We start from the raw sequence: 25,284 nt of genomic DNA on the forward strand, positions 1-25,284 counted from the left end.
TCTTCGGGGTTGATCACAGGGCGAGGTTGCCGCCGTCCGGCCCGTGTTCGGTGCCGGCGGACGCTGCGATGTTGATGGCGGCATTGTCGAGCAGTCGGGTCTGCCCGACGCGGGCGGTGACCAGCAGCCGGGCCGGACCGACCGTCGGCGCCGGGCCCAGCCAGACGCCGCGGGCCTCCAGGTAGTCGACGTCGATCTCCGGGACCGCGTCGAGCACCGCGCGGGCGGCGGCGACGGCGGCCTCCGCACCCTGGCCCGCGGCCCGGGTGCCGGCCAGCAGCGCGGCCGACAGCCCGGTGGCCGCCTCCCGCTGCCGCTCGTCCAGATAGCGGTTACGCGACGACATGGCCAGACCGTCGCTCTCCCGCACGATCGGTACGCCGACGATCCGGACGTCGAGGTTGAGGTCGGCGGCCATCTGCCGGATCAGCACCAGCTGCTGGTAGTCCTTCTCGCCGAAGAACGCCCGGTCCGGGGCCACGATGTTGAGCAGTTTGAGCACGACCGTCAGCATCCCGGCGAAGTGCCCGGGTCGGGAGGCGCCCTCCAGGTCGTCGCCGAGCGGGCCGGGGACCACGGTGGTGCGGGGGCCGTCGGGGTACATGTGGGCGGCGGTCGGGGTGAAGGCGATGTGCACGCCCTCGCCGCGCAGCAGTTCCAGATCGGCGTCGAGGGTGCGCGGGTAGGCGTCGAGATCCTCGTTCGGCCCGAACTGCAGCGGGTTGACGAAGATCGACACCGCGACCACCGCGCCCGGCACCCGCTTGGCGGCGCGCACCAAACTCAGGTGCCCGTCGTGCAGTGCACCCATGGTGGGCACCAGCATGACGGGTCGCCCGGTGCGGCGCAGTGCGCGGCTGACGGCGTGCATCTGCGCCGGATCGGAGTAGACGTTGAGTTCGCCGGCGCGGTACTTGGGTTGGGTCATCGGTCGAGCACCTCGAATATCTCGGGTCGGGCGTGGACGCGGGTGGCGGTTCGCCGGGACAGGTCGCGGTAAGCCTGCATCAGTTCCGGTGAGGCGCCGTCGAGCGCCCTCAGGTGGGCGGCCACGGCGTCGGCGTCGCCGCGCGCGACCGGCCCGGTCAGTGCCCCGTCGCCTCTGGTCAGGGCATTTTCCAGGGCGGCGCGGGCCAGCGGGGCGACCAGCCGGGAGACCGGCACGCCCTCGGGTGCGGGACCGCCCAGGGCGGCGGTCAGCATGTCCATGGCGTCGGCGATCACCGTCACCAGGTGGTTGCTGGCCTGGGCCAGTGCCGCGTGATAGAGCGGTCGGGCGTCGTCGGCGACCCGCATCGGTTCCCCGCCGAGCTCCCACACCAGCGCGGCGGCCACCGCGTAGCCGATCTCGTCGGCGGCGGTGATGCCGAAGCAGCAGCCGGTCAGCCGGGCGATATCGTCGTCGGAGCCGGTGAACGTCATCGCGGGGTGGATCGCCAGCGGGGTGGCACCGCGCGCGGCCAGCGGCGCCAGGACTCCGATGCCGGCGGCGCCGCTGGTGTGCACGACGATGGTCGCCGGTGCCACCGCGTCGCTGTGCACCAGGTCGGCCACGACACCGGCGAGCTCGGTGTCCGGGACGGCCAGGATGAGCAGTTCGGAGTCGGCGGCCACCTGCTCGGGCGAGCGGATCAGGGTGTCGGGCAGGCGGTCGGCGGCGAAGCGGCGGGAGGTCTCGGAGCGCGCGGTCGCGGCGACGACGACGTGGTCGACGCGTTCCAGCGCCGCGCCGATCGCGCTGCCCACCCGGCCCGCGGAGATGATTCCGACCTTGAGCCGGGCCGGGCGCAGCCCATCAAGCTGCTGCATTGCAGCCACCCGTTCTTGTTGGTTCGTTCCAGTCCCGCGCTGCGGGTACCGGACGGTCACCGCAGATGGTAGTCGCCGGGGTGGTGGGGCTGCTAATCCTCCCGGCGCCGGCGACGCCCCCCGCCGCCCGGGTTCTGGTTGAGCCGGGCGAGCAGCTCGGCCGCCGACTCGACGGTTTCCCCGCTGCGGTGTCTCCCGGGGTGTTCTTCGAGTTCTTCGGGCTCAGCGGTGTTTGCGCCCCGGTGGCGCCCGGCCAGCGGTGCGGGTTCGGCCTCGGCCGTCCAGCTCGGCTCCTCGGGTGGGGTCGTTTCGCGAGCACGTCGCCGTCCGCCGCGCCGCTTCTCACCGGGTTCGGCGGGCGCTGCCTGGGCGGCCCAGTCGGGTTGGGCAGGCGCTGCGTGGGCGGCCCAACCGGGTTCGGCCGGCGCGGCGTGGGCGTGCGGGTTGTCGCCGATCAAACCGATGGGTTCGGGCCGCGAGTCAGGGCGGCGATGGGCGGCCGGCCGGTGCTCGAAATCACTCACGCCCGCGTGGCGGCTGGGCGGGGTCATGGCCGGTCGGGCGTGGCCGATCGGCGGTTGGAACGGCGCCGGGCCCGGCGCTGCGGCATACCCGGGCCGCATGGCCGGCTCGGCCTGCGGCTCGCGGAGGCCGGCGGCGGGTTCCTCCGGAAACGGCTCGGGCTCCGGGGCGCGCATGGGTTCGGCCGCCGGCATCGGCTCGGGCGGGCGGACCGGTTCCGGGGCCGGCGTGGGGATCGGTTCGGGCGCGGACACCGGTTCGGCACCGGCGTGTCGTCGATGCGACCCGCGGTAGGGCTCGTCGGCGGCGGGCATCACCACCGGGGGCGCCGCATGCTGCGGGGTCGACGGCGGGGGTTCCAGCGGGGCCTCGTGCACGTCGATGATGGGGGTCTGCGCCGTCGGGGGCTCGTCGTCGTCGGCAAACGGGACGCGGTCGCTGGTCACCCGGCTGCTGGGCACCCGATCCGGCGCCATGTAGCCGTCGGTGGGCTCGCCGTACGGCCGGTCGGAGCCGATGGCCGCGCGCGTCTCGTGTCCGAGGGCCGGGCGGTGGCTCAGGTCGGCATCGAAGAGGATCTCCAGGTTGGTGCGCAGCGCGGCCAGTTCGGCGCGCAGGGCGGCGACCTCGTCGTTGGTGGCCGCGCGCAGTTCCGCGGAGATCTCGCGGCGCAGATGGCTCTCGACGCTCAGTTCGTATTCGCGCCGCGCCGAGATCTCCCGATCAAGCTGCAGGTCGTAGACGAATTTGAGGTCGCGGACCTTTGCCGCGTCGGCGTCGGCCTGGCGCCGGTAGATGACCGAGACGAAGGAGCCGACGACCGCGGCCCACAGCGCCGCGATGACGGCGAGCTTGAGCAACTCCACGCGATTGGTGAACACCAGGGCGGAACTGGCCACGATGGCCAGCACCAGCAACACCGTCAGGAGCACCCAGCCCGGCGTGCGGACGCCGCGCCGCGCCCGGGCGCCGCGAGACCCAACCGTCATGGGGCCGACCTTACCTGCGGGGGCCGCCCGAACCCGGTGACGCTCTTCGGCGTTTCCGCATTTCAGGGTGAGTTGGCCCGCACGTCGCCCATACCTGACCCGCCCACCCCGGGAGTTGTGCCCCGAACTCTAGCTTCCGACGGGCGACGACGTTGCAAACACGGGCTTGCGTCTAACCGGGGGCTTCCGGGTCGTCGGTGCCGCCGGGGGACTTGCAGCAGTGCTGCAGCCACATGGCGGCGGCCACCAGGATCAGCGCGCAACCGGCGGCGACGGCCGCACCCGGGGTGTCGGCGTCGGCCACCGGCAGCTGACCCCGTCGCTCCAGCAGGAAAACCAGGATGCCGAGCCACCCGCCGAGCAGCAGCGCACCCAGCCACGCCGAGGCCTGGGCGACGGCCACCCCGCGTGCCACCAGCAGCGGATCCAGCCGCCCGCCGCCCACGCCGATCTCCCCGGCGCCGATCTTGGAGCGCACGTAGAACCCGAATCCGGCCTCGGCCAGCCCGAGCAGCCCCAGCCACACCCCACTCCACAGGGTCAGCGGCGGAAACCAGTGATAGCCCAGGTACACCGCCAGCCAGCCGCCGACGGCCCCGATCAGCGCCAGGGTCACCAGCTCCCGGATCCGGATCACCCGCACGACAACTCCAGGTCGGTGCGCCGCACTCCAGCTCGCTCGGCCGGGTCCAGCGCGGCCACCAGTCCGGCCACCGGACGTTGCACGCCGTCGACCGTCAGGGTCGCCGACGGGTCGGCGGCCAGCCACGGCACCAGTACGAAAGCCCGTTCGTGCGCCAGCGGGTGGGGCAAGGTGAGCCGCTCGGTGGCGCACTGCACCGGGGCCGGATCGGCGACGGTGACGATGTCCACGTCAAGCGTGCGCGGGCCCCAGTGCTGCGTGCGGACCCGGCCCGCGGCGTTCTCCAGCGCCTGGCCCAGATCCAGCCAATCGATCGGGTCCACATCGTCGGAGGCGATGACGACGGCGTTGAGGAACGGCCTCTGCTCGACGCCGCCCCACGGCTCGGTCTCGTATACCGGCGACACCGCCGTCACCCGCGAGCCCAGATCTTCGACCACAGACTGCAGCAGCGCCAGCCGGTCGCCGAGATTGCTGCCGATGGACAGCACCGCTGTACTCATACCTTGTCTCCTGCCGCTCCGGTCCTCGCTGCGCTCCTTACGGACACTCGACTGCGGGTGCTCACGGCTCCCGCGATCGCCGGGCCACCACGGCGACGTCAGCGAAGTTCAGCGGGATCGGGGCCTCGGGCTTGTGGACGGTGACCTCGACGGCGGCCACCCGCTCGTCGGTCATTACCGCGTCGGCAATCTCGGCGGACACCGTCTCGATCAGATTGCGCGCGGGCCCGCCGACGATCTCCTCGGCCCGGGCGGCCAGTGCCCCGTAGTCGAAGGTGTCGGCCAGGTTGTCCGACGCCGCGGCGGACGACAGGTCCATCCACACGGTCACGTCGACGACGAAGTCCTGCCCCTCCCGTCGCTCATGCTCGAACACCCCGTGGTTGCCGCGAACCACCAAGCCGCGCAACTCGATTCGATCAGACATCGCCTTCTCCCAGTTCTCCGGCCCAGGCCGCAGCGACCGCCAGCGCATCGGCCGAGGCGCGCACGTCGTGTACCCGCACCCCCCACACTCCGTGCTCCGCGGCCAGCGCCGAGATCGTCGCGGTGGCGACCTCCCGGCCGTCGGGCGACCGCGGGGTGCCGTCGTCACCGGCCAGCAGAGACCCCAGGAACCGCTTGCGCGAGGCCCCCACCAGCACCGGAAGCCCGGTGTCCACCAGCCGCGGCAGCGCCCGCAGCAACGCCCAATTATGCTGTGCAGCTTTGGCGAAACCCAATCCCGGGTCGATGATCAACCGCTCCGGCGACACCCCGGCGGCCACCGCGTCCTCGACGGCGGCTAGCAACTCGGTGCGCACATCGGCGACGACGTCGTCGTAGTGCGGCACCCGGTGCGGCTCGACGGCCGACACCGCGCGCCAGTGCATGAGGATCCACGGCACCTGCGCTGACGCCAGCAGCGGCGCCATCGCCGGATCGGCCCGGCCCCCGGAGACGTCGTTGACCAGCCCGGCGCCGGATTCCAGTGCGGCCGAGGCGACCTCGGCACGCATGGTGTCGACGCTGACCGTCACCCCCTCGGCCGCCAGCGCCGCGATCACCGGCACGATGCGGTCCAATTCCGTTGCGGCATCGACGCGTATCGCGCCGGGGCGGCTGGATTCTCCGCCCACGTCGACGATGTCTGCGCCGTCGGCCACCAGGTGCAGGCCGTGGGCCACCGCCCGGTCGACGTCCAGGTACCGGCCGCCGTCGGAGAAGGAGTCGGCGGTGACGTTGACGACCCCCATCACCGCCACCTTCGACAACGGAATCATTTCCGCAGAATGAGTTCCAGCGCCTCGGCCCGCGAAGCCTTGTCGGTCTTGAACTGCCCGCGCACCGCCGAGGTGGTGGTGATCGCGCCGGGTTTGCGGACGCCCCGCATCGCCATGCACAGGTGCTCGGCCTCGATCACCACGATCACCCCGCGCGGATCCAGCTTGCGCATAACGGCGTCGGCGATCTGGCAGGTCAGCCGCTCCTGCACCTGCGGCCGCTTGGCGTACAGGTCGACCACCCGGGCGATCTTCGACAGCCCGGTCACCCGGCCGTCGGCCCCGGGGATGTAGCCCACGTGCGCGACGCCGTGGAAGGAGACCAGGTGATGCTCGCAGGTGGAGTACATCGGGATCGACTTCACCAGCACCAGCTCGTCGTGATCCTCGTCAAAGGTGGTGTCCAGCACAGCATCCGGGTCGGTGTAGAGCCCGGCGAAGATCTCCCGGTAGGACCGAGCCACCCGCGCCGGGGTCTCCAGCAGACCGGGGCGGTCGGGATCCTCGCCGACGGCCAGCAGCAACTCGCGCACGGCGGCCTCGGCCCGAGCCTGGTCGAAAACGCCCGGGGCGACGGCGACCTCCTGCGTTGTCATCTAATTGTCTCCGTCCTTGGGCGGCCAGCCCGGTGCATGCCAGCCCGCCGGGGCACCGTAGTCCGGTTGCGTCGGTCCCTTGCCGTTGGTCTCCGCCGCGTCATCGGAGTCGGAATGACCGTTGTTGCCGGTGGTTTCTTCCCGCGGGATGTTCACGGTGAACGGCGGCTCCACCGCGGGCGGCGGCCACGGCTCGCCCCGCTCGATGGCCAGCTCGCCGGGAGTCTTGATGGGCGGTATGTCCGACGGGATGCGGCCGCCGAAATCGTCGAAGGCAGTGATCCGTGGGCGCTTGGTCACCGACATCAGGATGCGGTCCAGCTCGGCGCGGTGCAGGGTTTCCTTCTCCAGTAGCTCCCCGGCCAGCGCGTCGAGCACGTCGCGGTATTCGGTGAGTACCTCCCACGCCTCGGTGTGCGCGGCCTCGATGAGCTTGCGGACTTCCTCGTCGATCTCCCGGGCCACCTCGTGGCTGTAGTCCGGGGCGGTGCCCATGGTGCGGCCCAGGAACGGATCGCCGTGCTCGGTACCGTATTTCACCGCACCGAGCTTGGCGCTCATGCCGTATTCGGTGACCATCGCGCGGGCGATCTTGGTGGCCTGGTCGATGTCGGAGGAGGCGCCGGTGGTCGGCTCGCGGAACACCAGTTCCTCGGCGGCGCGCCCGCCCATGGCGAACACCAGCCGGGCGATCATCTCCGAGCGGGTCATCAGGCCCTTGTCGTCCTCGGGGACGGCGACGGCGTGTCCGCCGGTGCGCCCGCGGGCCAGGATGGTGACCTTGTAGATCGGTTCGATGTCGGGCATCGCCCAGGCGGCGAGGGTGTGGCCGCTCTCGTGGTAGGCGGTGATCTTCTTCTCGTGCTCGCTGATGATGCGGCTCTTGCGCCTCGGCCCGCCGACCACCCGGTCGACGGCCTCTTCCAGCGCCGCGCCGGTGATGATGTCGCCGTCCTCGCGGGCGGTGAGCAGCGCGGCCTCGTTGATGACGTTGGCGAGGTCCGCGCCGGACATCCCGACGGTGCGCTTGGCCAGCCCGTCGAGGTCGGCGCCGGCGTCGATCGGTTTGCCCTGGGCGTGCACCTTGAGCACCGCGCGCCGGCCGGCCAGGTCCGGGTTGGACACCGGGATCTGCCGGTCGAAGCGGCCCGGGCGCAGCAGCGCCGGGTCGAGAATGTCGGGCCGGTTGGTGGCCGCGATCAGGATGACGCCCTGGCGGTCGCCGAAGCCGTCCATCTCCACCAGCAGCTGATTGAGTGTCTGCTCGCGTTCGTCGTGGCCGCCGCCCAGGCCGGCGCCGCGCTGGCGGCCGACGGCGTCGATCTCGTCGACGAAGATGATGCAGGGACTGTTCTGCTTGGCCTGTTCGAACAGGTCGCGCACCCGGGATGCGCCGACGCCGACGAACATCTCGACGAAGTCGGAGCCGGAGATGGTGAAGAACGGGACGCCGGCCTCACCGGCGACCGCGCGGGCCAGCAGCGTCTTGCCGGTACCGGGCGGGCCGTAGAGCAGCACGCCCTTGGGGATCTTGGCGCCCAGCGCCTGATAGCGCGACGGGTTCTGCAGGAAGTCCTTGATCTCGTAGAGCTCCTCGACCGCCTCGTCGGCGCCGGCGACGTCGGCGAAGGTGGTCTTGGGCATGTCCTTGCTCAGCAACTTGGCGCGGGACTTGCCGAAGCCGAAGCCCATCCGGCCGCCGCCCTGCATCCGGGAGAACATCACGAACAGGCCGATGAGCAGCAGCAACGGCAGCAGATAGACCAGTAGCGTGCCGAACACGCTGCCCTCGTTGACGGTGGTGGTGATCTCCGCGCCGCTGGCGTTGAGCTCGTCGAACAGCGTCGCGCCGTACCCGGTGGGGTACTTGGTGATGATCTTGTCGGAGCCCTCGGTGCCGGTCGCGCTGCCGCGCAGATCCAGCCGCAGCTGCTGCTCGCGGTCGTCGATCTGGGCCTTGGCGACGTTGTCGTTGCGGATCTGGGTGGTCGCCACCGACGTCGGGACCGCCTTGTAGCCGCGGGTGTCGTCGCTGAGGTAGAAGATCAGCAGACCGGCACCGATCAGCGCGAGGAGCACCGTCAACGTACGGATGGCAATTTTTCGGTTCATCGTGTGCTGTGGGCCGACGGGTGCCGGCCGGGTCCTTCCGCGTGCACTTCAGGGAATCTTCAGGCTACCGCCATATAAACGTGCGCCGGTTCCCACCTGGTGCAGTTTTCCGGCGGGATGTGTTTGGCTGGCGCGGTGGCCGGGTTCACCGAACGATTCGTGACGCGCGATGGGGTCCGGTTGCGGGTCGTCGAGGCCGGTCGGCGCGGTGATCCGCCAGTGGTGCTCGCGCACGGTTTTCCCGACCTGGCGCTGGGCTGGCGGCATCAGATCGCGGCGCTGGCCGCGGCCGGCTACCACGTGCTGGCCCCCGATCAGCGTGGCTACGGCGGGTCGTCGTGCCCGGCGGAGGTGTCGGCCTACGACATCCACGCGCTGACCGCCGACCTGGTGGGGCTCGTCGACGAGCTGACCGATGCCGAGCGGGCGGTGTTCGTCGGGCACGACTGGGGCGCGACGGTGGTGTGGAGCCTGACGCTGCTGTACCCGGACCGGGTGGCCGGCACCGTCGGGCTCAGCGTGCCGCCGGTGCCGCGGGCTCTGGTCGCGCCCACCGAGGCGTTCGCGAAGTTCGGCCCGGACTTCTACATCCTGCATTTCCAGCGGCCCGGGGTGGCCGACGCCGAGCTGGCCGCCGACCCGGCCGCCACCGTCGCGATGATGTTCGGCGGACGGCCCGGCTGGCTAGAACCCGAGGTGTTCGACGAGTACGTGCGGGAGTTCACCCGGACCGGCTACACCGGCGGGCTGAACTGGTATCGCAACTTTGACCGCAACTGGGCCACCACCCCCGAGCTGGCCGGTGCCACCTTCGACACCCCGGGGCTGTTCATCGTCGGCGGCGCGGACCCGACGGCGCGATTCCTGCGCACTGACCGGGCCCGCCAGGTCGCCGTCGGGCGCTACGGCGAGCTGGTCATCGATGGTGCCGGGCACTGGCTGGCCCAGGAGCGGCCCGCCGAGGTCACCGCGGTGCTGCTGGATTTTCTGTCCTGGCCGCAGCTGCGGGACCGGGTGAAGCGTTAGGGTGGCGGGCATGCCGCGTGCCGCCAAATCCCGCATCCTCGCCCGACTCGGAGCTTCCGCGGCCATCGCCGCGACGCTGGTGACGCTGGCCGGCTGCGACTCCCAGAAAACCGGAACGACGACCGAAGCCGCCGCCACCGCCCGCCAGGTCACCGTCACCGGCAAGGGCCAGGTGCAGGGCGTCCCGGACACCTTGACCATCAACGCGGCGACCAGCGCGGTCGGCGCCGACCCGACGGCGGCGATCAACCAGTCCAGCGACAAGATGAACGCGGTGCTCGGTGCGCTGAAGGCCAAGAACGTGTCCAGCTCGGACATCGCCACCACCAACGTCACGGTGTCACCGCAGTACGGTCCCGACGGCAACGTGGTCACCGGCTACCAGGCCACCAACGCCATCGAGGTGACCGTGCGCGACATCAGCACGGCGTCGAACATCCTGGCCCTGATGACCTTCAACGGCGGTGAGGCGTTGCGGATCACCTCGGTGAGCTACTCCATCAACGACGATTCGCAGCTGGTGCGCGATGCCCGCACCCGGGCGTTCAGCGACGCCAAGGAACGCGCGCAGCAGTTCGCCGATCTGTCCGGGATGTCGCTGGGCAAGATCATCTCGATCTCCGAGACCGCCGAGGGAACCACCCCGACCCCGGTGCCGAGGGCGATGGCCGCCGCGGTGCCGATGGAACCCGGCCAGCAGACCGTCGGCTTCTCGGTGACGGTGGTCTGGGAACTCAGCTGACCCACACGCCGCTCGCCCGGATCACCGGGCGCCGGGCGCCGGGCGTGAAGGTGCGTTAGCCGGAGTAGACGTGCGGTTCCAAGGTTCCGATGTAGGGCAGGTCGCGGTAGCGCTCGGCGTAGTCCAGCCCGTAGCCGACCACGAACTCGTTGGGGATGTCGAAGCCGACGTAGGAGATGTCGACGTCGGTGCGCACAGCGTCGGGCTTGCGCAGCAGCGTGCAGACCCGCAGTGAGCGCGGGTGCCGGGTGGCCAGGTTGCGCATCAGCCAGGTCAGCGTCAGTCCGGAGTCGACGATGTCTTCAACGATCAGCACGTCCCGGTCGTGGATGTCACGGTCCAGGTCCTTGAGGATGCGCACCACCCCCGACGACGAGGTGGCCGACCCGTAGGAGCTGACCGCCATGAACTCCAGCTGGGTCGGTACCGGCAGCGCCCGGGCCAGGTCGGTGACGAACATGACCGCACCCTTGAGCACGGTGACCAACAGCAGGTCCTGTTCGCCCCCGTTCTCGGTGTGGTCGGCCGCGATGGCTGCGGCCAGCTCGGCCGTCCGGGTCGCAATGTCCTGCTCGGAGAACAGCACCGACTTGATATCACCGGAGTACAGCTCGGGGTGTGCGGGCACGTTGCACAGCGTGCCATGCCGGGCACGACGGGCGCATCCGCGGGGTTGGATCAAACCGGCCGGTGCCGCAGCCGCAGCGCGCCGTCGCGGCGTTCGACCATCATCCGGTGCCGGGCCCGGGTGCCGGCGACGGCGACGCCACCCTGGCCGTGCCAGTCGCCGATCAGCGCGTCCACCGCGCGCAACGCCGTGTCGGTGAGCCCGGCCGATCCCGCGTTCAGCAGCCACAGCCGCAGCACCCGGCGGCGCACCGCGGGCGCCGTCGTCCCCAGCACACCGACGTCGAGGCCGTCGTCGGTCATGGCGACCGGCAGCAGTGCGGTGGCCTGCGCGTCGAGCACGGCGTTGTCCTCCTGCAGCGCGATGGCGGTGCGAGCCAGGGATTCCGCGACGCCGCCGCCGAGCACGTCCTCCAGCAGCGGCAGCACCTCGGTGCGCAGCCGCACCCGGGTGTAGCGGGGGTCGTCGTTGTGCGGGTCGGCCCACGGGGTAAGCCCGGCGTCGGCGCAGGCGGTGAGGGTTTCGGCGCGGCGCACCCCGAGGAGCGGACGACACCACGGTGGGTCGTGGGGCACCATCCCGGCGATCGACCGCGGCCCCGAGCCGCGTCCCAGGCCCAGCAGCACGGTTTCGGCCTGGTCGTCGAGGGTGTGCCCGATCAGCACCGGCAGCCCCTGCCGGGCGGAGTCCAGCGCGGCGTAGCGGGCGGTGCGGGCGGCGGCCTCCGGCCCGCCGTCGGTGCCGACATCGACGGGCAGGATCCGGACGTCGACGCAGCCGAGGGCGCGGGCCGTCTCGGCGGCGCGCGCGGCGATGTCGGCGGATCCGGGTTGCAGCCGATGGTCGACGATCAGCGCGGTGGTCGGGCGCAGGTGCGCGGCCGCGGCGGTCAGCGCCAGGGAGTCCGCGCCGCCGGACAGCGCCACGCACCAAGACATTTCACTGCCGGCCCCGCCGGGCAGGTATCGGTCGGCGAAGGCGGCGACGGCCCGGCCGACTACAGCACCCGGTCGATCCATCGCTGCGGGTGGTCGATCTCGGCAGGCAGCGGCAGGGTTTCCGGGCCGGTCCACACGGCGTTGAAGCGCGCGGTGCCGACCTGCTCGACGACGGCATCGACGAACTTCTTGCCGCGGGTGTACTGGGCGAGTTTGGCGTCCATGCCCAGCAGGGCGCGCAGCAGTCGTTGCAGCGGCGGCTGGTGGCGGTGGCGGCGTTGTTCGAACCGGTCGCGGATGGTCTCGACGGCGGGGACGACGGCCGGCCCGACGGCGTCCATCACGTGGTCGGCGTGGCCCTCCAGCAGGGTGCCCAGCACCAGCAGTCTGTCCAGCGCCTCGCGCTGCGGTTCGGCCTGGGCGGCGCGCATCAGGCCGACGATGCCGCTGGGCTCTTCACCGCTGTGCTCGCGGACGAAGGAAGCCATCCGCGACACCATGGCCAGGACGTCCTCGCCGGTGTCGCGGGTCAGCACGCCGAGGGTGTCGGACATGTAGCCGGCCAGCCACGGGTTGGCGGTGAACTGCACCCGGTGGGTGACCTCGTGCAGGCACACCCAGAGCCGGAAGTCCGACGGGCGGACCTGCAATTGTCGTTCCACCGCAACGATATTCGGGTAGACCAGCAGCAGTCGGCCGAGGCGCCCGTCGTCGTGGGAGCCGAACGGGTCGTACTGGCCGAGGATGCCCGAGGACACGAACGCCAGCACCGCACCGGACTGCGCGCCGGCGGCGCGGGCGGCCAGGCCCGCGGTCAGCTCGGCCAGCCGGCCCTTGGGTTCGGTTTTCTCGGGGTCCGGGCCGCGGGCCGCGGTGAGCATCGCGCGCATGGAGTCCGCGGCCGAGGCGATCCACCGCGGGCGGTCGACGATCATCGCGTCGGGCACCGCATCGTCGGTGATCAGGCCGGTCACCTCCCGCACCGGCGGTTCGGCGCGCCGGGACGCCTCGGCCAGCTCGGCGATCGCCTGGTCGCGGGTGTAGTCCGACATCGCCGGGCCGGGCCGGGCCAACCGACCCCCGAGGCCGGCGGCGACGTCCCAGTCCACCGGAGGACCGGCTCCGAGGTCTTCGGTCATCCGCCGCAACCGCAGGTCCGCAGCACGGCGGCCAGGTTGTCCAGCGCCACCCGGCCGGTCGGTCCGCCGCCGTTGGACAGGAACGCGAAGGTCAGCACCCGCCCGGACCGGTCGGTCACAACGCCGGCCAGCGTGTTGGTGCCGGTCAACGAACCGGTCTTGGCGCGCAGCCAGCCCGCCGAGGCCCGGGTGCCGGTGTCGATGAACCGGTCGGACAGGGTGCCGCTGCCGCCGGCGATCGGCAGCAGGTCCAGCAGCGGACGCAGCTTCGGGTGCTCGGTGCCGGAGGCGACGACCATCAGGTCATCGAGGGTGGTGGCGGTCAGCCGGTCGTCGACGGACAGGCCGCTGCTGTCCCGCAGGCTGACGCCCTTGAGGTCCACGCCCGCGTCGGCGAGCACCGAGGTGACGGCGTCGACGCCGCCGGAGAAGCTGGCCGGCTTGTGTAGTTTGACGGCGACCTCGCGGGCGACAGATTCGGCCATCACGTTGTCCGAGGCGTTCATCAGCTCACTCAGCCGGGACATCAGCGGGGCCGACTGCACCGAGCCGAGTTCGGCGCCGTTGGCCGGTCCGGGGGCGGTGGTCACCGAGTTCGGGTCCACCCCGAGCGCGGCGGCCAGCGCCCGGCCGGCGTCCAGGGCGGGCGTCAGCGAACGTTTCGATTCGACGCTGGTGGGCTGGACCCGGCCGCCGTCGAGCATCACCGGCTCCATCGGCGCGACGTCGCCGCCCTCGATGTCGTCGGGGTCCCAGCCGGGAGCCATCTTCGGCCCGCTGTAGAGCGACGTGTCGACCTGCACGGCGGTGGGCTTGATTCCGCTGCGGCGCACCTGATTAACCAGATCGGACAGCCGGGCGGCGCCGCGGTACCAGGTCGGTTCGTCGGGCGCGGCGGTGGACAGTGTGGTGTCGCCACCGCCGACCAGCACGATCACCCCGGGCTGGGCGTTCTGGTCGGCGGCCACCACGCGGGTGGTCAGCCGGTCCTCGCGGTCAAGTGCCAGCAACGCCGCCGCGACGGTCAGCGTCTTGTTCACCGAGGCCGGTTGCATGGGCACGTCGGCACCCTGCTGCCACAGTTGCGTGCCCGTCATCGCGTCGGCGATCCGGCCGGTCAGTGCCCCGAGGTTGGTGTCGGCCAGCGGCCCGGCGAGCGCGTTGGCCAGGCCGGCGGCCGTCGGGACCGGGGCGTCGGCGGAGACCGGAACCACCCCGGGTGCGACGGTCACCGCCGCGGGGGCGGGCGGGCCGATCGGCTTGGCGGCGTGGCCGTGCTGGTCGGTCCACAGCGCGGCGGCGACCACCAGGGTCACCACGGCCACCACCACAGCGGAACCGAATGCGACGTAGGTGCCTCGGCGCCAACGGTCGGGGTGCATGTAGTGCAGGGTATCGCTGAACTCCGGGTGAGCTGCTCGCGCTAGGGTTCGACACGAAGCTTTTGCACTATCGAGCCGAAGGAGCCGTGCGGCGTGGAATTCGACGTGACCATCGAGATCCCCAAGGGTCAGCGCAACAAGTACGAGGTGGATCACAAGACCGGCCGGGTGCGGCTGGACCGCCACCTCTACACCCCGATGGCCTACCCGGCCGACTACGGCTTCATCGAGGACACCCTCGGCGAGGACGGCGATCCGCTGGACGCGATGGTGCTGCTGCCGCAGTCGGTGTTCCCCGGCGTGATCGTCGAGGCCCGGCCGGTCGGCATGTTCAACATGGTCGACGAGGCCGGCGGCGACGCCAAGGTGCTGTGCGTGCCGGCCGGCGACCAGCGCTGGGACCACATCCAGGACATCTCCGACGTGTCGGCGTTCGAGCTGGATGCCATCAAGCACTTCTTCGTGCACTACAAGGATCTGGAGCCGGGCAAGTTCGTCAAGGCCGCCGACTGGGTGGGCCGCGCCGAGGCCGAGGCCGAGATCGAGCGCTCCATCGAGCGGTTCAAGACCTCCGGGCACTGAGAGTTTCGCCGCCCAGGGCGTTGGGTGGCCCGGGGCTGCGAGCGGTGGGAAGCAGGGCAAAAATTGCCCGGCCGGGGAGATTTTTCTCGGCCGTAACACGAGGTAACCCCGGCGTACCGCGCGTCTTCGATGATTCTCAGGGTGTTGCTACATCAGGGGATCGGACTCGAGGCATTCAACGCGCTGCCGCACCGGCGGGCCGTGCACGCGCTGTTCGAATGCTGCAACTGCGTGATACTGGCCGGTGACCTGGCCACCGAGCGGCCCTACACTGACCGCAACTCGCTGTTCCGGCGCGCCGACGCGCTGCTGTTCGAGCTGCCCGAACCGGCCGTCGACCAGATCCTGGAGGCACAGCCGCGGATCGGGGCACGCCCGGGCAGCACCCGCTCGCACTGCGAACCGTGCGCGCTGGTCGACGACGACCCCCAGGTGATGGCACAGGTGCGGACCGCGGCCCGGGGCTACGCCACCAACTTCGGATTCGAGTTCCTCTGCTACGTCGACGGGCAATCGGCCGCGGTGATCGGCGCCGCCATCGCCGACCGGATGCACCACGACCTGGAAACCGAGCGCAAGGTGCTGCGCAACGAGCTGGCCAAGATCATCCGGTCGCGGATGGAGCGCATGCTCGGCCCCGAGGGCGGCTATTCGAACTGGTGGTAACGGGCGGCCCGAATCACCGCGCGGCGCGGCGTCGAACCTTCGTTAGCCTCTGTACATGGCAATCCGGACGACGGCGGTCCTTGCGACTGCGGCTGCATTGCTGACGGCCTGCCATCACGACGATCCGGCGGCGGAAACCGCCGCGCGGTCCGGCACACCGTCGTCGTTGCAAGAACTGCGCGGCATCGACCCGTGCGCGTTGTTCGGTGCGGCCACGTCCGTCGGGAACCGGTCCTTGACGGTGACCGGGCCGGTGAAGTTCGGCAGCTGCACGGCCACCGTCACCGATCCGGCCGGCACCGTCGACGTCAACATCGCTCTGGCCTGGCGTTCGCCGCAGGAACCCACGCCCGCCGAGGAGTCCTGGGTCAAGCACCGGGTGATCGACGGTGTCGAGGTCACCTCCGCGTCATTGTGGGATCAACCGAATCTTCCGCCGCGCGATCAGGTCGTCTCCGCGTCCTGCCAATTCATCGCGCGCTATCCCGACGGGGCCGCACTGATGGTCCTCGCGTCCTTTCCCCCCGCCGCAGACGGTTGCGCGATCGCCGAAGCCGTGGTGACGACCGCCATCGCCGAATACCCGAAACGACCCGGCTGGGCCTCGTCGAAATTCCCCACGACCACGCTGACAGGCACAGATCCGTGCGCACCCGTGCGATCCCTGGAAACCGGGCACCGCGTCGACTGGTCCTCGGGGACAACCGTTACCAGCTGCTATTTCACCCTCGACGACCACCCGATGTCGGTGTCACTGGCCCACGAGCCCGCCGACCACCCGTCCACCCGCGACAATCCGGACCTCGGCGGCCACCAGCTACTCGGCGATCCGGCCGCTGGCCAAGTTGCAGTCGTCGTCGGGCCGCAGTTCACCGTCGGGGCCAGGGCGTTGCTACCCGCGGTCGAGGTATCCGACGTCGACGAGGACACCGCCCGAACCATGCTGGTGGCCCGCGCGGTCGCCGACCACTACTGACGCCCGTTCAGATGCCCGCGCAGTCGGCGACGATCTCGACCGACCCGCCGGAGACCGCATCGGTGCCGGTGACCCGGTAGACCGTGCCGTCCTTGGTGACGTTCATCGTCCAGTTCTCGCCGGTCGCCGGCCCGTCACCGCGGAAGGAACGCTTCCCCGAGGCTCCTCGGAGGCCACCGTGGGACACCTGCAGCGTCGTCCGATTGATCACCGCGTAGAGGCTGGGGTGGTCCGCCGGGGCGCTCTGGGTGCGGCTGGCCACGATGGAGAACCAGTCGTCGTCCTTCGACCCGGAGCAGTACGGCACGGTGTTGCTCAGGTCGACCGGAGTCTCGTCGAGCGTGGCGGCCATCGCGACCGGCTGGGCGAGCGTAGTGGTGCGCACGGGCTCGGCCGTCGTGCAGGACGCCGTCACGGTGAACGAGTGCGCCTCGTCGCCCCAGCCCTTCTGCGACAGCCGGTAGAGCTCGCCGGAGATTTCGTAGTCCGACCCGTTCTGCACGACGGTCGGTGCCACCTTGGTATCCAGTTCGCCGTCGGACATGCCGAGCACCGTTGTCGTCGTCGTGTCGCCGGCGATCCGCACGATGACCGCCCCGCCCCGGCTCCCACCGCCCAGCGGCCCCGTGGCCTGGATATCGACCACTTCGCCGCGCTTGTCGCAGTAGGAGACGGCGCCGGTCAGGTCCACCGGCGTTCCGTCGACGGTGGCACTGATCCGCACCGGCTGGGCCAACCCGTCGTCGGAGGAGATGTCGGCGGGCTGCAGACCGGCCGGCGCCTCCTTGGTCGACACCGGTTGCACGGTCTGCGCGACGCTGTCCGGACGGGACAGGTACTGGCCGAGTCCGATCGCCAGGGCGACGACGAGCAGCAGCCCGATGCCCGCGACCACGGGCAGAACCCACCCGCGCTTCGACTTTTCCGACATGTGAAAAAGGCTAAGCGGCCTCCGAAGGACCCCAAGTCACCAATTTCAGCTGCGCTGGGCCCGGGTCTTGATCAGGCTGGCGATCATCGTCAGGAACAGCGTCAGGATGATCACCCCGAGGCTCCACAGCGTCGGGATGTCGGGCACCGCCAGGCCTTCACCGTTGTTGATGAAGCTCAGGGTGTTCTCGTGCAGCGCGTGCAGCACCAGCTTCACCCCGATGAAGCCGAGGATGATCGCCAGGCCCTGCGGCAGGAACACCAGCCGGTCCAGCAGGTCGCCGAGCAGGAAGTACAGCTGCCGCAGCCCCATCAGCGCGAACAGGTTGGCGGTGAACACCAGGTACGGCTGCTGGGTGAGCCCGTAGATCGCGGGAATGGAGTCCAGCGCGAACATCAGGTCGGTGGTGCCCAGCGCGACGATGACCAGGAACATCGGCGTCATCAGCCGCTTGCCGTTCTCGTGCACCCACAGCTTGAGCCCGTCCCAGGTGTCGGTGAAGCTCAGGCGCCGACGGGCGAAGCGGACGACGGCGTTCTCGGTGTCGTCACTGTGGTCGGTGTCGCGCACCACCTTGACCGCGGTGTACAGCAGGAACGCGCCGAAGATGTAGAACACCCAGGAATACCGCTCGATCACCACCGCGCCGGCCGCGATGAACACGCCGCGGAAGATCAGCGCCAGGATGATGCCGACCAGCAACGCCTCCTGCTGGTATTTCCGCGGCACCCGGAAGCTGGCCATGATGATGATGAAGACAAACAGATTGTCCACCGACAGGCTGTACTCGGTGAGCCAGCCGGCGTAGAACTCCAGGCCGTACTGGCGGCCGTGGAAATTCCAGACGAACACCCCGAAGGCCAGCGCCAGTCCGATGTAGGCGATCAGCGCAATACCGCACTCGCGCATCGTCGGTTCGTGCGGACGACGGGCGATGACGAACACGTCGAACAGCAGAACGGCGATGGTCACGCCGAGAGTGATCGTCCATTCCAGGGTGGTTACCTGCATCGAGGGGCCTCCGGTCGTGAGAATACGGCCGAGGTCTCTTCCGCCCGGTGATGTCGATGAAACCGGACCCGCGATGCCGGTCGGCCAACAACAGCCGACGTGGTGACGACACCGCCGCGAAGGAATACTCCCCTCACGTCACAGTCTGGCAGCTTCGGGCGTTTCAGGAAAATCGGGCGACACCGGCACCGCCTAGTATTTGCGACTGTGACGGCGCAGGAGACTCAGCAGATCCCCGCCCAGTACCTATTGTCCGGACAGGCCGCACCGCCGCGGACCCTCATCGACATCCTGCACGAGACCGCGCAGCGCTACCCCGACGCCGCCGCCATCGACGACGGCACCGTGGTGCTGACCTACGCCGAGCTGATCGCCGACGTCGAGGCCAGCGTCGCGTGGCTGGCCGACCGGGGCATCGGGCGCGGTGACCGGATCGGCATCCGGATGCCCTCGGGCAGCTACGCGCTCTACGTCGCGATCCTGTCCACGCTGGCCGCCGGGGCGGCGTACGTGCCGGTCGACGCCGACGACCCGGCCGAGCGCGCCGAGCTGGTGTTCGGCGAGGCGCAGGTGGTGGCGATCATCACCGACGCCGGGCTGGTGCGCGGACCGGGATCCTCGCGCGGCTGGCGCGCGGGTGCGCCGACGCTGCGCGACGACGCCTGGATCATCTTCACCTCCGGTTCCACCGGCACCCCCAAGGGTGTGGCGGTGACCCACCGCAGCGCCGCGGCGTTCGTCGACGCCGAGGCGCAGATGTTTTTGGCCGACAACCCGATCGGTCCCGACGACCGGGTACTGGCCGGACTGTCGGTCGCCTTCGACGCCTCCTGCGAGGAAATGTGGCTGGCCTGGCGGCACGGCGCCTGCCTGGTGCCGGCCCCGCGGTCGCTGGTGCGTTCCGGCATGGACCTGGGCCCCTGGCTGGTGTCCCGCGACATCACCGTCGTCTCCACCGTCCCGACGCTGGCCGCGCTGTGGCCGGCCGAGGCCCTCGAGCAGGTGCGGCTGCTGATCTTCGGCGGCGAGGCCTGCCCGCCGGAGCTGGCCGAGCGGCTCGCCGCCGGTGAAGACAACCGCGAGGTGTGGAACACCTACGGGCCGACCGAGGCGACCGTGGTGGCCTGCGCGGCGCGGCTAGACGGCGAGAGCCCGGTGAGCATCGGGCTGCCGCTGCCGGGCTGGGACCTGGCCGTCGTCGACGCCGAGGGACTGCCGGTGGCCTACGGGCAGGTCGGCGAGCTGGTGATCGGCGGCGTCGGGCTGGCCCGCTACCTGGACCCGGAGAAAGACACCGAAAAGTACGCGCCGATGCCGACGCTCGGCTGGGACCGGGCCTACCGCAGCGGCGACCTGGTCCGCCTGGAACCCGAAGGCCTGTACTTCCAGGGGCGCGCCGACGACCAGGTGAAAGTCGGCGGGCGGCGCATCGAACTCGGCGAGGTGGACAACGCCCTGGTGCACCTGCCCGGGGTGTCCGGCGGGGCGGCTGCGGTGCGGCGCACCGCCAGCGGCACTCCCCTGCTGGTCGGCTACATCGCCAGTGCCGACCCGAATTTCGACCTCGCCGCCGCCCGCGTCGCGCTCGTCGAGGCGCTGCCGTCGGCGCTGGTACCGCGGCTGGTGCTGATCGACGAGCTGCCCACCCGCACCTCGGGCAAGGTCGACCGCAATGCGCTGCCGTGGCCCCCGCCCGGCGGCGCCGACGACGGGCCCGAACTGGACGGCACCATGGGCTGGCTGGCCGACCTGTGGCGCGACATCCTCGGCGCCTCGGTCGACGGGCCCGAGGCCGATTTCTTCGCCCTCGGCGGCGGATCGCTGGCGGCGGCACAGTTGGTGGCCGCGCTGCGCCAGCGCCACCCCGAGGTGACCGTCGCGCAGCTCTACGACCATCCCCGCCTCGGCTCGCTGGCCGGGTTCCTCGACGAACTCAAACCCGCCGCCGCGGTCGACCCGCGGCACGTCACCCCCACCCCCCGGCTGGCGCAGGCCGCCCAGGTGCTGGCCGCGGTGCCGTTGTCGATCCTGTCCGGCATGCAGTGGGTGACCTGGCTGGCCATCGCCAACAACCTTGCCGCGCACTGGCATCCGCTGCCGTGGCTGACCCCGGTGAGCTGGTGGGCGGTCGGCGTCGCGTTCGTGCTGTTCGTCACCCCGGTCGGCAGGATGGGCATAGCCGCGCTCGGCGCCCGCGCGCTGCTGGCGAACCTGGAGCCGGGCACCTACCGGCGCGGCGGTCCCGAGCACCTGAGCGTGTGGATCGCCGAGCGGCTGGCCGAGGCCTCCGGTGCCGAAAACCAGTCCGGTGCACCGTGGTTGGTGTATTACGCCCGGGCGCTGGGCAATAAGGTCGGCAAGGGCATCGACCTGCATTCGGCTCCCCCGGTCACCGGCATGGCCTCACTCGGGGATCGCTGCTCGATCGAGCCCGAGGTCGACCTGTCCGGTCACTGGATCGACGGGGACTTCTTCCACGTCGGGCCGGTCACCGTCGGCAACGACGCCACCGTCGGTACCCGCACCACCCTGCTGCCCGGCGCGGTGGTGGGCAAGAACGCCGACGTCGCACCGGGTTCCGGGGTGGTCGGCAAGGTGAAGAACAACCAGTATTGGAAGGGCTCACCGGCGGTCAAGTCCGGCAAGGCGCATCACCCGTGGCCCGATCACCGCCCGGCACTGCGACCGTGGTGGTTGCCGGTGTACGGGCTGACGTCCATCCTGCTGGCCGGCCTGCCGCTGGTCGCACTCGGCATCGGGTTGGCGATCGTCGGCTTCGCGGTCCGCGACACCGCGACGGTGGGCGAGGCGATTCTGGCTGCCCTGCCGTGGATTCCGGTGGCCGCACTGGCCGCGTTCGGGGGCTACGCGGTCCTGACGGTGATCGGGGTGCGGCTGATGTCGCTGGGTCTGCGCGAGGGCTATCACCCGGTGCGCAGTCGCTCCGGGTGGCAGCTGTGGGCCACCGAGCGGCTGATGGACGCCGCCCGGCACTACCTGTTCCCGATCTACGCGAGCCTGCTCACCCCGGTGTGGCTGCGACTGCTGGGCGCCAAGATCGGCCGGGGCACCGAGATTTCCACCGCACTGGTTGTGCCGAAGTTCACCGTCGTCGAGGACGGCGCGTTCCTGGCCGACGACACCTCGGTCGCCTCCTACGAACTCGGTGGCGGCTGGATCCACGTGGCCACCGCGACGGTGGGCCGACGCGCCTTCCTGGGCAACTCCGGCATCACCCAGCCGGGCCGACGGGTACCCGAGGATGGCCTGGTCGCGGTGCTGTCGGCCACCCCGCACAAGGCCAAACGCGGATCTTCGTGGCTGGGCAGTCCGCCGATCCGGTTGCGCCGCAAACCGACCGATGCCGACGTCGAGCTAACCTTCAACCCGTCGCTGCGGCTGAAGATCGCGCGGTCGCTGACCGAGACCTGCCGGATCATCCCGGTGATCCTCACCTTCGGCATCGGCGTCGGGGTGCTGGCCGGGTTGCAGTGCCTCGCCGTCGCGTTCGGGCCGCTGTGGGCGGCCCTGGGCTCCGGGCTGGTGCTGCTGACGGCCGGGGTGGTCGCCGGGATGATCGCGGTGCTGGCGAAATGGGCCGTGGTGGGCCGCATCCGCGCCGTCGAGCATCCGCTGTGGTCGTCGTTCGTGTGGCGCAACGAGGTGTCGGACACCTTCGTCGAGACCGTCGCGGCGGTGTGGTTCGCCCGGGCGGCCTCCGGGACGCCGATCATGAACATGTGGCTGCGCGGTCTCGGCGCCAGGATCGGCCGCGGCGTGTGGTGCGAAACCTACTGGCTGCCCGAGGCCGACCTGGTGACCCTCGGTGACGGCGCGACGGTCAACCGGGGTTGTGTGGTGCAGACGCACCTGTTCCACGACCGGATCATGCGGATGGACACCGTGGTGCTGGAGGCCGGCGCCACGCTCGGTACCCACTGCGTGGCGCTGCCGGCGGCCCGGATCGGCTGGGGCGCGACCATCGGGCCGGCCTCGCTGGTGATGCGCGGCGACGAGGTGCCGCCGTCAACCCGATGGCAGGGTAATCCGATTGCGCCGTGGACGACCAAGAAGAAGAACCGCTCATGAGGAAGGCCAGTGCGTCGAGCGGAGAACGGAACTCGGGCAAGGACAAGCGGGCCAAGGCCGGTCCGCCGGTGATCGACCCGTATCTGCCCGGCGTCGGCAACTTCGGCTACCGGGTGTCACGCTACGAACTGGAGCTGGACTACAAGGTCGCGATCAACCGGCTGGCCGGGACCGCGACGCTGACCGCGGTGACCCTGGCCTCGCTGAAGTCCTTCAGCCTGGATCTGTCTGCGGCACTGACGGTTTCCCGGGTCACCGTCAACGGCAAGCGGCCCGCCGGGTTTCGGCACACCGCGGACAAGCTGAACGTCACCCTGCCCGCCGCGCTGCCGCCGGGGGCGGCGATGACGGTGGTGATCCGCTATTCCGGGTCGCCGAAGCCGCTGAAAACCCTGTGGGGCGAGGTCGGTTTCGAGGAACTGACCGAGGGCGTGCTGGTCGCCGGGCAGCCCAACGGCGCCTCCTCGTGGTTCCCGTGCGACGACCACCCCAGCGCCAAGGCGTCCTACCGGATCCAGATCAGCGTCGAAAGCCCGTACCTGGTGCTGGCCAACGGCGAACTGGTGTCCAAGCGGGTGCGCGCCGGGCAGACCACCTGGACCTACGAGCTGCACGAGCCGACGTCGACGTATCTGGTGACCCTGCAGATCGGCATGTACGAGCTGGTCCGGATGTCGAAATCCCCGGTGCCCATGCAGGCGGTACTGCCGGCACGGTTGCGGCGCAACCTCGACGTCGACTTCGGCAGGCAGCCGCAGATGATGAAGCTGTTCACCAAGCTGTTCGGGCCCTACCCGCTGTCCTCGGGGTACACCGTCGTCATCACCGATGACACCCTGGAAATTCCGCTGGAGGCGCAGGGCATTTCCATCTTCGGCGCCAATCACTGTGACGGCAGCCAGGATTCGGAGCGACTCATCGCCCACGAGCTGGCGCACCAGTGGTTCGGCAACAGCGTGACGGTGCGGCACTGGCGCGACATCTGGCTGCACGAGGGGTTCGCCTGCTACGCCGAGTGGTTGTGGTCCGAGCACGGCGGCGGGCTGTCCGCGGCGGACCTGGCGCGGCGCTACTACCGCAAGCTCTCCGACGCCCCGGCGGATCTGCTGCTGGCCGATCCCGGGCCCAAGGACATGTTCGACGACCGGGTGTACAAGCGGGGGGCGCTGACCCTGCACGTGCTGCGCAACACCATCGGCGACGAGAAGTTCTTTGCGCTGCTGCAGGATTGGACCACCCGGTATCGACATTCGACGGCCGTGACCGATGATTTCACCGGCCTGGCCGCCAAGTACTCCAGCGCGTCGCTGCACTGGCTGTGGGATGCCTGGCTGTTCTCCCGCCCGGTTCCGGAACTGGAATTCGGGCCGTGACCACCGGCGGCGCGATCAGCCGCGGAAGCATGACGCGGGTGGGCGCGGCGACGGTGGTGACGGCGATCTGCGGGTATCTGGTCCTGTATCTGGCGGCGCGGTTCCTGGAACCGGCCGGCTTCTCGATCTTCGGGGTGTTCTGGGGCGCCTTCGGTCTGGTGACCGGGGCGGCCAACGGGCTGTTGCAGCAGACCACCCGGGAGATCCGGCTGGCGCTTTTGTCGGGTGAGGATCGTGCGGCGCGCTCGGCCGCGAACATCGGCGCCGGGCCGGACTCGACCACGCACCCGATGCGGGTGGCCGCCGGGGTTGGGCTGGTGTCGGGTCTGCTGATCGCCGGGACGGCGGTGGGCTGGGCCCGGCACGTGTTCGTCGAGCACACTGTGTTGTCGGTGCTGCTGCTGGCTGTTGGCCTGGCGTGTTTCTGCCTGCACGCAACGCTGCTGGGTGTGCTGGCGGGCGACAACCGCTGGACCCAGTACGGCGCGCTGATGGTGACCGACGCGGGGATCCGGGTGGCCGTCGCCGTCGCGACGGTGCTGGCCGGTTGGGGGCTGGGCGGTTTCCTGTGGGCGACGGTGGCCGGGTCGGTGGCCTGGCTGTTGCTGCTGATCACCTCCCCCGCGGCGCGCTCGGCGGCGCGTCTGACGGCGCACGAGCGGCCTTCGTCGTTCCTGCGGGGTGCCTCGCACGCGGTGGCCGCGGCCGGGGCCAGTGCGATTCTGGTGATGGGGTTCCCGGTGCTGCTGCAGGCGACCTCCGGTGAGCTGGGTGCTGCAGGCGGTGTGGTGATTCTGGCGGTGACACTGACCCGGGCGCCGCTGCTGGTGCCGCTGACGGCCATGCAGGGCAACCTGATTGCGCACTTCGTCGACGAGCGCGGGCACCGCCTGCGGGCCCTGGTGTCGCCGGTGGTGCTGGTGGCCGGTGTCGGCGCGGTCGGGGTGACGCTGGCGTACCTGCTCGGGCCGTGGCTGCTGCGGGTCGGCTTCGGCGAGGACTACGTGACCTCCGGGGCACTACTCGGTTGGCTCACCGCGGGCGCGGTGGCGATCGCGGTGCTGACGGTGACCGGGGCCGCGACGGTGGCCGCCGCCCTGCATCGGGCGTACTCGCTGGGCTGGGTGGGCGCGACGGTGGCCGCCGCCGGGCTGTTGATGCTGCCGATGGAGTTGGAGCACCGGACGATCGTGGCGCTGCTGTGCGGCCCGCTGATCGGGATCGCCGTGCACGTGGCAGCGCTCGCGGTATCGGGCCGGCGGTAGCGGCGATGACGCCGTCGATGTCGATGGTCGCGTTGCGCAGGAGTGTGAGGGTGCGCAGGAACGGGCCCGCCGAATCCACACCACCCGTCGAGCCTACCGA

General features: G+C 70.7%; 22 protein-coding genes and 1 pseudogene. 8 read left to right on the top strand and 15 right to left on the bottom strand.

What is annotated here, in order from left to right:
* Positions 1-13: 13 nt before the first annotated feature.
* From panC to ftsH, 9 genes and pseudogenes are all read right to left on the bottom strand, one after another.
* The gene (gene panC, locus G6N16_RS00550; protein WP_083033989.1) at positions 14-928 is read right to left on the bottom strand and encodes a pantoate--beta-alanine ligase; all 915 of its coding nucleotides are present in this window, start codon (positions 926-928) and stop codon (positions 14-16) included.
* Positions 925-1,809, bottom strand: coding sequence for a Rossmann-like and DUF2520 domain-containing protein (locus tag G6N16_RS00555; protein ID WP_163787713.1), 885 nt, complete (start codon positions 1,807-1,809; stop codon positions 925-927). The genes panC and G6N16_RS00555 overlap by 4 nt, the downstream gene beginning before the upstream one ends.
* Positions 1,810-1,901: 92 nt before the next feature.
* Positions 1,902-3,320: a DUF6779 domain-containing protein gene (locus G6N16_RS00560; protein ID WP_083033659.1), complete on the bottom strand. Its 1,419-nt coding sequence runs from the start codon at positions 3,318-3,320 to the stop codon at positions 1,902-1,904.
* Positions 3,321-3,492: 172 nt separating this feature from the next.
* On the bottom strand, positions 3,493-3,963 hold the full coding sequence (locus G6N16_RS00565) for a DUF3180 domain-containing protein (RefSeq protein WP_083033661.1): 471 nt from the start codon (positions 3,961-3,963) through the stop codon (positions 3,493-3,495).
* The gene (folK, locus tag G6N16_RS00570) at positions 3,954-4,466 is read right to left on the bottom strand and encodes a 2-amino-4-hydroxy-6-hydroxymethyldihydropteridine diphosphokinase (protein WP_083033663.1); all 513 of its coding nucleotides are present in this window, start codon (positions 4,464-4,466) and stop codon (positions 3,954-3,956) included. The genes G6N16_RS00565 and folK overlap by 10 nt, the downstream gene beginning before the upstream one ends.
* 61 nt (positions 4,467-4,527) lie before the next feature.
* Positions 4,528-4,893 carry a dihydroneopterin aldolase gene (gene folB, locus G6N16_RS00575; protein WP_083033665.1) on the bottom strand — a complete coding sequence of 122 codons (366 nt, stop codon included), beginning with the start codon at positions 4,891-4,893 and terminating at the stop codon, positions 4,528-4,530.
* On the bottom strand, positions 4,886-5,725 hold the full coding sequence (gene folP, locus G6N16_RS00580) for a dihydropteroate synthase (RefSeq protein WP_456152500.1): 840 nt from the start codon (positions 5,723-5,725) through the stop codon (positions 4,886-4,888). Before folP ends, folB begins: the two co-directional genes overlap by 8 nt.
* Positions 5,725-6,324: a GTP cyclohydrolase I FolE gene (gene folE / locus G6N16_RS00585; RefSeq protein WP_083033667.1), complete on the bottom strand. Its 600-nt coding sequence runs from the start codon at positions 6,322-6,324 to the stop codon at positions 5,725-5,727. Before folE ends, folP begins: the two co-directional genes overlap by 1 nt.
* A 9-nt stretch (positions 6,325-6,333) precedes the next feature.
* Positions 6,334-8,436: pseudogene (gene ftsH, locus G6N16_RS00590) on the bottom strand (ATP-dependent zinc metalloprotease FtsH); the annotation flags it as partial.
* 135 nt (positions 8,437-8,571) lie between these two features.
* Between ftsH and G6N16_RS00595 the strand changes: the two are divergent.
* Both G6N16_RS00595 and G6N16_RS00600 read left to right on the top strand, forming a co-directional pair.
* Entirely contained in the window at positions 8,572-9,462 is an 891-nt protein-coding gene (locus tag G6N16_RS00595; protein ID WP_170312532.1) for an alpha/beta fold hydrolase, read from the top strand.
* Positions 9,463-9,472: 10 nt separating this feature from the next.
* Positions 9,473-10,204, top strand: a complete 732-nt coding sequence (locus G6N16_RS00600; protein ID WP_083033676.1) for an SIMPL domain-containing protein — start codon at positions 9,473-9,475, stop codon at positions 10,202-10,204.
* 55 nt (positions 10,205-10,259) lie between these two features.
* Here G6N16_RS00600 and hpt read toward each other — a convergent pair whose 3' ends face one another.
* The 4 genes from hpt to dacB are packed head-to-tail and all read right to left on the bottom strand — an operon-like array spanning position 10,260 to position 14,291.
* The gene (hpt, locus tag G6N16_RS00605) at positions 10,260-10,832 is read right to left on the bottom strand and encodes a hypoxanthine phosphoribosyltransferase (RefSeq protein ID WP_234806035.1); all 573 of its coding nucleotides are present in this window, start codon (positions 10,830-10,832) and stop codon (positions 10,260-10,262) included.
* 50 nt (positions 10,833-10,882) lie between these two features.
* Entirely contained in the window at positions 10,883-11,851 is a 969-nt protein-coding gene (gene tilS / locus G6N16_RS00610; protein WP_083033671.1) for a tRNA lysidine(34) synthetase TilS, read from the bottom strand.
* Complete coding sequence (locus G6N16_RS00615; RefSeq protein ID WP_083033673.1) at positions 11,830-12,909, bottom strand: Rv3626c family coenzyme F420 biosynthesis-associated protein; 1,080 nt, start codon at positions 12,907-12,909, stop codon at positions 11,830-11,832. Before G6N16_RS00615 ends, tilS begins: the two co-directional genes overlap by 22 nt.
* A complete protein-coding gene (dacB, locus tag G6N16_RS00620; RefSeq protein ID WP_163787714.1) occupies positions 12,906-14,291 on the bottom strand; it encodes a D-alanyl-D-alanine carboxypeptidase/D-alanyl-D-alanine endopeptidase in 1,386 nt (461 codons plus the stop codon). Before dacB ends, G6N16_RS00615 begins: the two co-directional genes overlap by 4 nt.
* Before the next feature lie 93 nt (positions 14,292-14,384).
* On the opposite strand from dacB, the gene G6N16_RS00625 reads away from it, so the two are divergent.
* The 3 genes from G6N16_RS00625 to G6N16_RS00635 all read left to right on the top strand — a co-directional run bounded on the left by G6N16_RS00625 (position 14,385) and on the right by G6N16_RS00635 (position 16,515).
* Complete coding sequence (locus tag G6N16_RS00625) at positions 14,385-14,873, top strand: inorganic diphosphatase (protein ID WP_083029287.1); 489 nt, start codon at positions 14,385-14,387, stop codon at positions 14,871-14,873.
* 141 nt (positions 14,874-15,014) lie between these two features.
* Positions 15,015-15,539, top strand: a complete 525-nt coding sequence (locus G6N16_RS00630) for a 2-oxo-4-hydroxy-4-carboxy-5-ureidoimidazoline decarboxylase (RefSeq protein ID WP_083029286.1) — start codon at positions 15,015-15,017, stop codon at positions 15,537-15,539.
* 55 nt (positions 15,540-15,594) lie between these two features.
* Positions 15,595-16,515: a hypothetical protein gene (locus G6N16_RS00635; RefSeq protein ID WP_133052870.1), complete on the top strand. Its 921-nt coding sequence runs from the start codon at positions 15,595-15,597 to the stop codon at positions 16,513-16,515.
* Between the two features lie 7 nt (positions 16,516-16,522).
* Here G6N16_RS00635 and G6N16_RS00640 read toward each other — a convergent pair whose 3' ends face one another.
* Positions 16,523-17,446: a lipoprotein LpqH gene (locus G6N16_RS00640; RefSeq protein WP_083029284.1), complete on the bottom strand. Its 924-nt coding sequence runs from the start codon at positions 17,444-17,446 to the stop codon at positions 16,523-16,525.
* A 45-nt stretch (positions 17,447-17,491) separates the two neighbouring features.
* The gene (locus tag G6N16_RS00645; protein ID WP_083029283.1) at positions 17,492-18,457 is read right to left on the bottom strand and encodes a TerC family protein; all 966 of its coding nucleotides are present in this window, start codon (positions 18,455-18,457) and stop codon (positions 17,492-17,494) included.
* 207 nt (positions 18,458-18,664) lie between these two features.
* Here G6N16_RS00645 and G6N16_RS00650 point away from each other — a divergent pair, with 207 nt between their 5' ends.
* From G6N16_RS00650 to G6N16_RS00660, 3 genes are read left to right on the top strand one after another with little or no spacing between them, the layout of a single operon-like run.
* Positions 18,665-22,546: a Pls/PosA family non-ribosomal peptide synthetase gene (locus G6N16_RS00650; RefSeq protein ID WP_083029282.1), complete on the top strand. Its 3,882-nt coding sequence runs from the start codon at positions 18,665-18,667 to the stop codon at positions 22,544-22,546.
* Positions 22,543-23,919, top strand: a complete 1,377-nt coding sequence (locus G6N16_RS00655; protein ID WP_083029281.1) for a M1 family metallopeptidase — start codon at positions 22,543-22,545, stop codon at positions 23,917-23,919. The genes G6N16_RS00650 and G6N16_RS00655 overlap by 4 nt, the downstream gene beginning before the upstream one ends.
* The gene (locus G6N16_RS00660) at positions 23,859-25,184 is read left to right on the top strand and encodes a polysaccharide biosynthesis protein (protein ID WP_407663675.1); all 1,326 of its coding nucleotides are present in this window, start codon (positions 23,859-23,861) and stop codon (positions 25,182-25,184) included. The genes G6N16_RS00655 and G6N16_RS00660 overlap by 61 nt, the downstream gene beginning before the upstream one ends.
* Positions 25,185-25,284 lie beyond the last annotated feature (100 nt).

The sequence above is a fragment of the Mycolicibacterium insubricum genome (assembly GCF_010731615.1).
Classification (GTDB): Bacteria; Actinomycetota; Actinomycetes; order Mycobacteriales; family Mycobacteriaceae; genus Mycobacterium; species Mycobacterium insubricum.